The organism is Nocardia sp. CY15 (assembly GCF_009829295.1).
GTDB classification, from domain to species: Bacteria; Actinomycetota; Actinomycetes; order Mycobacteriales; family Mycobacteriaceae; genus Nocardia; species Nocardia sputi.
Map to the genome: position 1 here is coordinate 1 of NZ_VUOT01000066.1, position 11,738 is coordinate 11,738.

Here is an 11,738-nt window from a genome sequence, read left to right on the forward strand (position 1 = left end):
CGGCTCCAGCCGCACCCATAACGCATCGGTCACCACCTCATCAACCACCCCGAAAGTGTCGGACACGTTGCGCCGCAGAGCAAACCGTCACACCGACTCATTCTGAACTGAACTGTAAGACCCCCTCAGCAAGACCACGCCGACGCAGAACACCCGCTCCGCGGCATAGAGCATTCGGGTTCAGGGGCAATGGTGCGTTCGCAGCAGCTTATGCAGGGACCCAACGTGATTCGCCCGACAGGTCCGGGCATGCGCTGACATACTTTTCTGGACGGTCCTTGTCCGCCGGGGGTGCGGCGGTCTGTGACGGTGACGTGCCCGGTTCCAGCCAGCGCAGGTCTGCACGTCGCAGGACCGATTCAACATGGAGAAGTGGGGCTGCGGACATGGGCGTTGCAGAGAAGATCACTTCCCCTGGGGACGGCGTGCACTTCCCCCAACCGGGGCAACTGGTGGTCATGCACTGCACCGGCCGTCTAGAGGACGGCACAAAGTTCGACTCCAGTCGAGACAGAAACAAACCGTTCGAAGCACGGATCGGCGTCGGCAGTCTGATCAAAGGGTGGGACGAGGCGATTCCCACCATGTCGAAAGGTGAGAGGGCAACACTCACCATCACACCAGATTACGGATACGGCGCAAAGGGCGCCGGACACGTCGTTCGCCCCAACGCCACCCTGGTCTTCGACGTGGAGTTGATCGAATCCGGTGACCACCGCCCCCGGTCCGGCTTCGACCCGTGGGTTGTCGGACAGAATCCTTGGACCAGACCGCACGTCAGCAAGTCGAAAGATCGAGGTTTAGCGCAATGGAGAGGTGGAAGAATGAACCGACTTAGAAGGCTGACAGCAGCGCTCTGTGCGGCTCCTATGGCGATTCTGGCGCTGTCTAGCCCGTCAGCGCAGGCTGATAACTCTTGGGCTACCGGCCCGGTAGTGGGTGCGGCTGGTAAATGCATGGCCGTGAGCGGGAGCGGCTCAGCAGATCGTACGCCGATCGTGTTGGCGGATTGTACCGGTGCAGTGAACCAGCAATGGGTGGTTCAGCCTGACGGCTCCCTGACCGTTTTTGGCAAATGTCTTGGCCTTGCCGGCAGCGGAACCGGGATTGGAACACTGACCCATCTGTATACCTGCAACGCAACAAAAAGGCAGCAGTGGAGATCGGACGGATCGAGGCTGCGTAATGTGCAGACGGGTAAGTGCCTGGATATCGTGGACGGCTCCACCGATAGCGGTGCCCGGCTTCAGATTTGGGAATGTCACGAGGGGGCGAACCAGAAGTGGAGCCTCCCTAGGACCGGCCCTGTCATCGGGCCTGGCGGCAAGTGCATGGACGTTTACGAGGGCTCAGATGCCGCGGGTACACCGATTGTGTTGTGGCCTTGCCTTGGGGGAGCGAACCAGCGGTGGACCGTTAACGCAGACGGCACGCTGCAAATCCTCGGAAAATGCCTTGACGTAGACGGTGGCGCCACCAAGAACGGCACGCGAGTGCAGTTGTGGCCCTGCAATGGAGCAGAAGCGCAGCGGTGGGAAAAAGGCGGCACAGCAACGCGTTCTACGCTCCGTAATCCTCAGTCGGGTCGATGCCTGGACGCCAAGGATGTTTCTGATGGCACCCAGCTGCGGATTTGGGACTGCCACGGGCAGCCGTGGCGCCTTCCGGCCTACATCAAGTAGAACAACTCTACCGAAGCCCAAAAAGCGCAGATTAACCTGCCCGACTGTATCCATTTGTTACGGCGAAACTTTCCCGCAGGGCTACAGACGGTCTAGGACAGCAATACTAGACACGGAGGATGGAGAAGATGAAAACCTGCCCGACGACGTTACCGCGACGCGTTCGGCGAGCGGCCCTGATCACGATCATGACCCTCGGAATTTTTTCGACAATGACGCCGACAGCCTCTGCCAACGAGATCATCGAGATGGGCGTCTCGGATCCGTCCGCTTGGGAACTATTGACGGAATGCGAGAGCAGTAACTGGTGTACATTTACCGTCCAAGGGGCCAGTGACGTGCTCGAGACGCCGAATGTGCTATTCAAGCAGGTGGGTTCATCGGCAAAGAATTGCAGCTCGGCCAGCCTGGTGCAGACCGTCGCATGGAGTGATGAGACGAGGGCTGCGTACACCTTCGGCGTGAACGTCGGCGCGAATGTGGCGAATATGGCCTTCGGAGCCTCATCCGAGACCGCACACACCGAAAGCGGAAGCACTCAGGTGACGGTGGACCAGGGGACCATTGCTTTCGTCGAACGCGCGCAAATCATGAAGATCTATTATGGGTACCTCGAGACTCCATATAAGCAAACTTACCCCGACGGGCCTATTAACCAGAAGTATCGGATCTACACTGGTATCTTCAAAGCTGTCCCGGATGGAACAGAAGGTAAGTATTCAACTATTCAAACAACGACTCGCAGTCTGAGCGATGAAGAATGGTTGACCTGTTAGCCTCGATCTTGTTGAGGCATAAGGATCAACATGTACTGCGTCCGACGACGTCCTGATGGCTCGTGATTGTGTCCATATTCGAAGAAACGGCCGGCTGGATGCCCGGCAACGGCGCCAACGCCGCGACATTCGGATCACTGGTGCTAGTGCCTCGTCAAGCAACCTTCGGTAGGTAATCGGGCAGCCGGATCTTGGAGTTGACGGCGAAGTCGCGTTTGGGTTTGGCGTGCTGGTTGTGCCAGCGGATGTAGGCGCCGATGGCGGCGTCCTGCTCACCGTGGCTGCGGTGATCGGTGCCGTTCAGTGCGAAGTAACGTAGTGCCGCGAATTCGGACTCGATCCAGTTCAACCAGGATGAATAGGTCGGCAGGAACACCAGTTCCACGTCGTGGGCCTCGGCCCACTCACCGACCTCAACGCGTTTGTGCGGGGAGAAGTTGTCGGCGATCACGTAGAGCTTCTCGCCGGGCCAGCGGGCCCGTAGCGATTTCAACAACGCCAGAAACTCGATCCACCGCTTGCGATCTCGGATCCGGTAGTGGATTTTCCAGGTGGTCAGATCCAACGCCCCGAGCAGATGCCGGACGCCTTGGGTGCGGTGGTAGGTCGCCCGCAACCGTTTCGGTCTTCGCTGCCGAAACCAGCCCCGACCAGCGCGGGGTTGCAAATTCAACGGCCCGAACTCGTCGACGCAGAGCACCCGCCCGTCGGCGGGCGGCTGGTCGTAAAGCTCCAGGATTCGGTTCATCTTCGCGGTGAATTCCGGGTCGCGTCCGGCTTTCCAGGTCTTGACCGCCTGCCACGACACACCCTCGGCCTTCAGGATCTTTCGCAGGGTTTCGCGGCTGATCTGCGCGATCTCGTTGACCTGCAGTACTTCTCGTAACTTCGACAGGCTCCAGGTCGAGAAGGGCCAGCCCAAGTCGCGGGGGCAGCACCGGGCGATACAGGCGATGCGTTCACGCGTCGCTCGATCGACCTTGCTCGGCCTGCCCCCGCTCCATTTTGGACACCGTTGGCGAATCCCGGTGCGCTGTCAGGCGGTCGGTCGGAGTGAAGCGAAATGCGATACTCGTGTTGGAGCGAGTGGCGTGTTGTCCCACCAGGCGTTGAGGCGATTGAGGTTGATGGCTGCGGCCGTCAGAAGGTGTTGGAGGCTGGTTTTGGCCAGACCTTGGTAGCGGGATCGGCGGAGTCCGTGGGATCGGATGCCTTGAGCCACAGTTCCTTCCACTCCCGCGCGGTGCTGGTAACGCTGTTGCCATCGATCGGTCTGCTGTTCGGTGCGGCCCAGTTGGAGAGCCTGGTGCTGAGCGCGATGCCGGATGGTGAGCCGTCGACCCGAACTGGAGCGGGTGCATTGCGCGCGGGCCGGGCAGGGTCGGCAGGTCGAATGGGGGAATGTGACTTTGATGACCGGGACCTGGTCCTGGGATCGGTCGGATTTCCAGCGCGCGGAGGTGGTGCCTTGGGGACAGGTGACCCGCTCGTTGTCCCAGTCGATCGTGAAGTCGCCCAGGGTATAGCCGCCGTCGGCTGCGGCTTGCCACCCGGTGGCCGCCTTCACCGGACCCAGTAGTTCGACACCGTGTTCCCGTTGCGCAGCGACCAGCAGGTCGGCGTCGACATAACCGGCGTCGACCAGATGCACGTCAGGAAGCAGATCCCGCTCGGCCAGACGAGTATGGATCGCCGCGGTCATCGCCATGTCAGGGACCGGGGCTTGCGTGGTGGCGACCTGGGTGATCAGGTGCGGCGCGTCGGGCTCGCAGGTTTCGGTGAGATGGACCTTGTAACCGTTCCAGGAGGTATCGCGTTTGGTGCCGGCGGGCTTGTTCGTCATATGGTGAGCAGTAACGGATCGCCGCTGGTGGCAGGTCTTTCTTGTCTCTCCAGGCCACCATTGCGTCGGTGACCTGGTATTGCTGCACCCAAATCCTTCGCAGCAACTCCACTGCGGGCAAATGCCGCAGCCATGCAGGGGAGGTGGGTGCGGCGACCGCAGATAACACGGTCATGCCGTCGGCTCCGATCTGGTTCGCATGGGCGGCCCGGGCCGCCCACCGGCTCGGGAACCGAGTGTCTTCCGACCGAGCACTGTATCGGTCGAACCACTCGGGTTCGGCGATCTCGGCCAGCCAGTCGGGTGCCGCAGCGGCGAGTGCATTGAGCGCGGCACGCAGCGTTTCGGTGACGAACTGCAGCCGGTTGATGTCGCGGACCGATGCCAGCACATGAGTGGAATCGGTCCGTTGTCGACCACCCGCCTTCAACAACCCGGCTCGCCGAACGGCCTCCAGGACCGCGTCGAGCACCCGCTGCTCCAGCTCGCCCGCGATCAACCGGGAACGGAACTCGCTGAGCACCGAGTAGTCGAAGCCCGGATCGGTCAACTCCAAACCCAAAGCGTACTTCCAGTCAATCCGACCCCGAACAGCTTGCGCTGCTTGACGATCGGTGAGTCCTTCGGCGAACTGCAATACCGACACCAATGCCAGCAACGCTGGCGAAATCGCAGGTTGACCGCGACGTGAGAATACCTCTGCGAACTCGTCATCAGCGAAGATCGGCCCCAGAGCATCTCGCATCCGGATCGCCAGGCAACCCTGCGGGAAAGCCATCCCGGCGACCCGAACCGTCTCGACCGGAACTTCGCGCCACCCACGCGGACGCAACGACACCACAACCTCCATCGACACCATCCCCGAAACCGATATCAAGCATGCCGAACCTGCGTCACCTCAATCGAATTCGCCAACAGTGTCCAAAATGGAGCGGGGGCAGACCGGCGAAGACCGATCCGGCGATGCGTGATCGGATCTGTCGGATCGCCCGGTGCTGTCCCCGTGACCTGGGTTGGCCGTTCTCGACGTGGAGCCTGTCGAAACTGGCGGAAGTGTTGCGGGTCAACAAGATTGCCGAACTCAGCCGCGAGACCGTCCGGCAGATCCTCAAAGCGGGCGGGGTGTCGTGGCAGGCCACGAAAACCTGGAAGGCCAGCAACGACCCGGACTTTCAGGCCAAGATGGCGCGGGTCCTCGATCTCTACGACCATCCGCCCGCCGACGGGCGGGTGATCTGTGTGGACGAGTTCGGGCCGCTGAACCTGCAACCCCGCAGCGGCCGTGGCTGGTTCGCCGCCCGGCGGCCGCGTCGGCTACGGGCGACCTATCGCCGCACGCACGGTGTCCGGCATATGTTCGGTGCGCTGGATCTGCGGACCGGGCAGTTGTACTACCGGATCCGAGACCGGAAACGATGGACCGAGTTCCTGGGGTTCCTGAAATCCCTGCGGGCCCGCTGGCCGGGCCAGAAACTGTATCTGATCTGCGATAACTACTCGGTCCACAAACGGGCCGAGGTTCGGGCGTGGTGCGCGGGCAACGCGGTCGAACTGGTGTTCCTGCCCACCTATTCGTCGTGGCTGAACCGGATCGAGTGCGAGTTCGCCGCGCTGCGGTACTTCGCTCTGAACGGCACCGACCACCGCAGCCACGACGAGCAAGACGACGCGATCAGCACCTACGCCCGATGGCGCAACCAGCACGCTGGGCCGATCCGGGACTTCGCTGTCGGCTCCAAAATCCGTCGGCCGGATTACCTACCTAACGTTGCCTGACACGGCACTAGCCTCGTACGGTCTCGGCAAGAACCCGCCTGCGCAAGGCAGTTTCCTGATGAGAAACATCTAATCGATGTCGCATATGACCAAAGATCATCAATAGGTCAGCGCACCATACGCTGGGGTTATCGAATCCTCGATCTCTCGAGAACCGGTGCGGAAGGTAGCCACCGCCACAGGTTGATGCTTCAGGGCACGCACGGCATGCTGTCGGCAATGTTGTACCGCAGAAGACTGAGGCGGCCAGATCCCCGGGTGTATCGAGGACTGCTCGAAAGGGAGCGCCTATGACATTGACTCCACTGGCAGCGGTTCCCGCACCGCATACCTTCAGGCAGTCTAGGCCTTCGACGTCGCCATCGGTCTCGACAACCAAATAGCCGAATTGCCCATTGCCGAGAGTATCCGTCCGCGAAGATCCGCCCATGATCGCCGTGGCAATGTGCCAGAAATTCGCTATCTGGAGCCCTATACCTCCGTTAAACCACCAGTCGTCAAACACGGGGAGGAGGAAGTCCGCACACGGATGGGGGCCGTGCCGACGGCGGACCTCGTGCACAGTGTCATGTGTGTAGTCGGGAAGCAAGTAGCTAATGCTTGCCGGCCCCAGATCGGTTAGCGCACGGTGAACCATGAGACCATCCATGCCTGGGGACACGACCGTCAGGATGCCATACGGGATTCCGGCTTCAGCTAGTTCCCGAAGCCCGCGGACAACCTTGTCGTAGGAGCCCTGGCCTCGGTGATCTACTCGATTTGCATCGTGGATCGTGCGTGGCCCGTCAACACTCACGCCGACGTTGACGTGATGCAGGGAAAGCGCTTCGGCCCATGGCTTGTCAAGAAGTGTCCCGTTGGTTTGCAGAGTCAGGGTGACTTTCCTGGAGGCAAGAATTTCCCTAGCGAGGGAGCACCACATGTCGAATCGCTTGGCGCCGACCAGACAAGGCTCCCCTCCGTGAAAGGTGATCTTCACCGAATTCTGGCCTGTACGGTTGCACTCTTCATCTATTCGACGAAGTGTCTGCTTGAATACATCGTCGCTCATGATCGCGGGTCGTCCGCGCCAGCTGTCGTCTCCCTTGTTGTAGACATAGCAGTACGTGCAGTTCAAGTTGCACCGAGAAGCCACCTTGAGTATATATAGGCCGAAAGCGAAGCTATTCTGTGGCGTAAGCAAGTGCCCTCCTGGTGTGGTCAAAAAGATCGCGGCCGGGTCCAGTAAGTGCCTTGCGCGCCCCATCCAGGACAGCGCCCGCAGCTTCGGCGCGGCTACGTGCTTCTGCGACTGCTGAATCAGGCACCAGAACTGTTAGCTCCTGGTAGAGAGCCACAATGTGCGTGAGGGCGTGGAAGGCGAGAAAAACGCCCCGCAGTGGACGCGCGTCTCTTCGTAAAGGCGACCAATACCGCTCGTGGTGGTCAGGTCGGACGGTCGGCCCATTCGCCCACTCCTCGAGGAAAAAATGAAGGTGCGCCGCCTCGTGAACGACAAGCTCAAGTGTTGCCGTTTCTCCTCCATGTATATCCGAGAAGATCAAACCAGGAAGGTCTGGGTTGGAGCCACTGCGCAATCCAGCCCTTCCTGGCCTCAGGGGAACGATGATTCTCGTAGCGTCTGATATCCACTGCGCGCATTCTGGAGCTGCTTGCTCCAAGCCCTGCCAGGCCCTCAGCGCTTCGGCTAGATTTCCTTTCAGGACGGCTTGATCATCAGCTTGTATACTTCTGGGCCAAGTCCCGGAGTGCGTACCGTCAGCTGAGAGACCCCACGTGTCAATCAAGGGGTGCACCTGTTTAGGTGGCCTGTATGTAAGCTCTGCCATCTGGTACGTGCCGGCGGCTACATCGACCCCCCCGGTAGGTGTCCACATCTTGGCTTGAGATTCGACGTCAAAGCGAAGATTCGCCAGGCGTGCATCATGGCTCCCCACCCACGCAAGGAAAGTCAAAAGGCAAGCCGGTTCTACATCGAGTTGTCTCAACAGGGACCTGCCAACTGCAGGATGGTAAAGCCATTCTTGCTGAGAGGCAATCGCTTCGACCACAATGTCTCGCAGAAGGTCACAATACTCAACATTTAGGCTTAGGGCCATAGCAACTCGGGGCAAACGCGAAGCTGCAGGTCGAAGAACATCGAGATATCCACCTTTGGGTGCTGACCGAAGCCATGCACGCTGCAAACCGAATCTCGCCTCACCCGATCGCGGCTCGCGGGGCTTGAAGACAATTGTCTTGGGTATTTCACCGCCGATCTTCTCGTGACGGTCGCGGAGGTCTGTAACCCATCGGGATCCCATGTTCGTGAAGCAGTCGCTGCCGTCCAACACACTTAATGCATGGCCAGATCGCTCGAGCAAGAATGCTCGTCGTCGGGTCGCCTCGGCGTCGCTGCTCGTCAGGCCTGTCATATCGAAGGCGGAAACTACATTGAGGTCAGCATGTATACCTGCCAGGATCCGTCGAATTGTCCGTAGGCCAGACCGAAAAGGACTGGGGGCCCAGACCTTTTGTCCAACGAGTGGTTCGAGTTCGTCGAATAGGTAGAGGACCTGATGGGACGCCTCGTGGACGATGCCTTCAACCTGCGAGTGGATCGGAGCACGTCCATCGAGGCAGGCAACTCCTGGCGCCTGCGGACCACTGACTGTGTAGCGACCGGTGTACGTATCCCCCACGCAGAGTAGAACGACGTAAGGCAGGAGGGTGTCAACCCAATCATCCTCGGTGGTTATAGAACCCACGAGTTTGATGGCACGGGTCATTTGCAGATATTGAGCGGCTAGATCTTTGGACCTGCCAGATGAAATGGTCAGCGCTGAGACATCTGCACTTGTACCCTCGACTCCACGTTCAACGAGGCAACTGGCAAGTGTCGCAGCCCAGTCGTCTGCAACCAGTATTCTCGGCGAGACTCGCTCACCTATGCGAGCCTGCCGGGATGTAGACCAGGTCTCAGAGAGGGATGATGGACCCGCTGCGGACGTGACAACCTCGGATAACATCTCGATTGGAACGGCCACCTGGTCTTGAAGTAAGCCGAGTTCGCGCGCTCGTATCGCGAACTGTCCGTATGCCTGCATCATGCCGGCGGGTGAGTCGGATCCCCATAGCAGTTCAGTGACCGCGGGCGAGAAAATAGGATCCCATAAGAGCTCAATACACGTGCGGCTAGGTAAGGCTGCGACGCTCCCCGGTTCCGGCAGTTTGAAGGCGCAATCGGCGTATCGCTCGCTGATTCTTGCGCGGACCTGCGTATATCTCGCAACGAACGGATCGAGGGAACCTTTTTGAACGACGCACTCTATCGCTGACCATGGCGGGTATAGTGTAGCCATCCCCCTTATTGCGAGCAATGATCGAGACCTGTGGATGAGCCTGGGCGAGGTGGCGTGAAAGTGGGCGCACCTTTCCGAAGATGATCATCACGGATTCAGGTATTCGATCAAGGCCGGCGTTGGCGCGCTGGTTGGGAAGGTACGCCCGTGCTCACGGTAGTTCACGATGCGCAATCAGCCAATGAGGCCGACGGCGCTGGCGGTCGATCGCTGCTCGATGAGATCGTCCGCGATGGTGCCCGTCAGATGTTGGCTGCGGCGCTGCGGGCCGAAGTCAGTGCCTATGTCGAGCAGTTCGCCGATCAGCGCGATGAGAACGGTCGGCGTCTGGTGGTCCGCAATGGCTATCACCGCGAACGCGAGGTGCTGACCGCTGCGGGTGCGGTGGCGGTGACCGCGCCGCGGGTCAACGACAAGCGCATCGACGCTGATACCGCAGAGCGGCAACGGTTTTCCTCGGCGATTCTGCCGGCGTGGGCTCGCAAGTCCCCGCAGATGACCGAGGTACTGCCGCTGCTGTACCTGCATGGTCTTTCGACCAGCGACTTCGGCCCGGCCCTGGAGCAGTTTCTGGGTTCAGGTGCGGGATTGTCGGCCACGACGATCACCCGACTGACCGCGCAGTGGCAAGACGAGGCCACGACGTTCCAGGAACGTGACCTCTCGAGCACTGACTACGTCTACCTGTGGGTCGACGGTATCCACCTCAAGGTCCGTCTCGAGCAGGAGAAGCTGTGCCTGTTGGTGATGATCGGGGTCCGGTCCGACGGCCGCAAGGAACTCGTCGCCCTCACCGACGGTTACCGGGAGTCCACCGAGTCGTGGGCCGATCTGCTGCGGGGTTGTCGCCGTCGCGGGATGACCGCCCCGGTGCTGGCTGTCGGCGACGGCGCGCTCGGGTTCTGGAGGGCGATGCGCGAGGTGTTCCCGGCCACCCGCGAGCAGCGCTGCTGGTTCCACAAGCAAGCCAACGTCCTTGCCGCGCTCCCGAAGTCAGCGCACCCCGGTGCGATCTCGGCGATGCGGGAGATCTACAACGCCGAGGACATCGACAAGGCACAGGTCGCGATCAAGGCCTTCGAGGTCGACTACGGCGCCAAGTACCCCAAGGCCGTCGCCAAGATCGTCGACGACGCCGACGTGCTCCTGGAGTTCTACAAGTATCCTGCCGAGCACTGGATCCACCTGCGGACCACGAATCCGATCGAGTCGACCTTCGCCACCGTCCGGCTGCGAACCAAAGTCACCAAGGGCCCCGGATCGCGGGCTGCGGGAATTGCCATGGCCTACAAGCTTATCGACGCCGCACAGACACGATGGCGGGCCGTCAACGCACCCCACCTCGTTGCCCTCGTTCGAGCAGGCGCCATCTTCCATAAAGGCAAATTGCTCGAACGACCGGTCGACATCACACCCACCCAACCGGGTGGATCAACCGAAAGTGATGTCGCCTGAAACAACTTCATCACAGGTCTTGGCAATACCCCTCATGCGACCATTGCTGTTTGGTGAGCAACCATCACCACTGGCCCAAACCCCAGAGTCGGGATGGGATTGGCGGCCGCGCTATCGTCCACAGATCAGGAGATAGTCAATCGGCGAGATGGGGCTCGTGTCGGATGGTCGATGAACCGATGTGGAAGATCCTGGATTTCAACGAGGGCGCGTATGTCACAGCCGGTGCCGGCGCGGTCGAGGTGACCGATTTCCGCGGGCCGCTGTCCACCCGCGACGGTGAGGTCAGATTCTCGCTTCGGCTGTGGCGCACACCAGATTCCTCCTTGGCCCGCAGCGCTGTCGGGCGCTATCCCGACCTGATGCCGGGCACCGCCCGCAACGCGGCCCGCGCGAACTGCATTCTCGCGGTCGGCTCCGCCGATGCGCTTGCCGTCGCGCTCTACATGACCGGCACCAGGTACCGGATCGGCCGACGTGACGCCGAAAACTCGCCGGTCCGAACAATCCGGTACAACCTCGGGCGCGAGGTCACCGTCCACGAAGGTGAAATCTTTGCGGCACCCGAAGCGGGCGAACTGTTTCTTGCGTACTTCCTGACCGGAACGGTTTCCCCCGACGACTACCGGCTTCGTGAGCTGAACGACCCTGGCACCGCGCCGAATCCGACCCACGCGCTGACCATCAATTTCGACGAACACCGCACGGTCTTTCCCACGGTCGAGGCCGATGAATTCTCAGCGTTCCTTACAGTTCAGTTCAGAATGAGTCGGTGTGACGGTTTGCTCTGCGGCGCAACGTGTCCGACACTTTCGGGGTGGTTGATGAGGTGGTGACCGATGCGTTATGGGTGCGGCTGGAGCCG

The 11,738-nt window shown here is 60.7% G+C and carries 8 protein-coding genes and 1 pseudogene; 5 read left to right on the forward strand and 4 right to left on the reverse strand.

Features of this window, described 5'->3' with window-relative positions; all coding sequences use genetic code 11:
- Positions 1–386 precede the first annotated feature (386 nt).
- Together GVY39_RS33300 and GVY39_RS33305 are read left to right on the forward strand one after the other, a co-directional pair.
- Positions 387–1,682 (forward strand): FKBP-type peptidyl-prolyl cis-trans isomerase, encoded by a 1,296-nt coding sequence (locus GVY39_RS33300; protein ID WP_159930836.1) that lies wholly within the window; start codon positions 387–389, stop codon positions 1,680–1,682.
- Between the two features lie 119 nt (positions 1,683–1,801).
- Complete coding sequence (locus GVY39_RS33305; RefSeq protein WP_159930835.1) at positions 1,802–2,458, forward strand: hypothetical protein; 657 nt, start codon at positions 1,802–1,804, stop codon at positions 2,456–2,458.
- A 154-nt stretch (positions 2,459–2,612) separates the two neighbouring features.
- Here GVY39_RS33305 and GVY39_RS33310 read toward each other — a convergent pair whose 3' ends face one another.
- Complete coding sequence (locus GVY39_RS33310; RefSeq protein ID WP_159930838.1) at positions 2,613–3,482, reverse strand: IS630 family transposase; 870 nt, start codon at positions 3,480–3,482, stop codon at positions 2,613–2,615.
- A 12-nt stretch (positions 3,483–3,494) separates the two neighbouring features.
- A pseudogene (locus tag GVY39_RS33315) lies at positions 3,495–5,139 on the reverse strand (IS1182 family transposase).
- 41 nt (positions 5,140–5,180) lie between these two features.
- Here GVY39_RS33315 and GVY39_RS33320 point away from each other — a divergent pair.
- Complete coding sequence (locus GVY39_RS33320) at positions 5,181–6,077, forward strand: IS630 family transposase (protein WP_159930834.1); 897 nt, start codon at positions 5,181–5,183, stop codon at positions 6,075–6,077.
- Positions 6,078–6,084: 7 nt separating this feature from the next.
- Here the strand turns inward: GVY39_RS33320 and GVY39_RS33325 are convergent, their stop codons facing one another.
- Positions 6,085–7,323 (reverse strand): radical SAM protein, encoded by a 1,239-nt coding sequence (locus tag GVY39_RS33325; protein ID WP_236565802.1) that lies wholly within the window; start codon positions 7,321–7,323, stop codon positions 6,085–6,087.
- Entirely contained in the window at positions 7,241–9,418 is a 2,178-nt protein-coding gene (locus tag GVY39_RS35510; protein ID WP_370523865.1) for an HEXXH motif-containing putative peptide modification protein, read from the reverse strand. Before GVY39_RS35510 ends, GVY39_RS33325 begins: the two co-directional genes overlap by 83 nt.
- 147 nt (positions 9,419–9,565) lie before the next feature.
- On the opposite strand from GVY39_RS35510, the gene GVY39_RS33335 reads away from it, so the two are divergent.
- Together GVY39_RS33335 and GVY39_RS33340 are read left to right on the forward strand one after the other, a co-directional pair.
- Positions 9,566–10,873 carry an IS256 family transposase gene (locus GVY39_RS33335; RefSeq protein WP_159930831.1) on the forward strand — a complete coding sequence of 436 codons (1,308 nt, stop codon included), beginning with the start codon at positions 9,566–9,568 and terminating at the stop codon, positions 10,871–10,873.
- Between the two features lie 164 nt (positions 10,874–11,037).
- On the forward strand, positions 11,038–11,709 hold the full coding sequence (locus GVY39_RS33340) for a hypothetical protein (RefSeq protein ID WP_159989395.1): 672 nt from the start codon (positions 11,038–11,040) through the stop codon (positions 11,707–11,709).
- Positions 11,710–11,738: the final 29 nt, after the last annotated feature.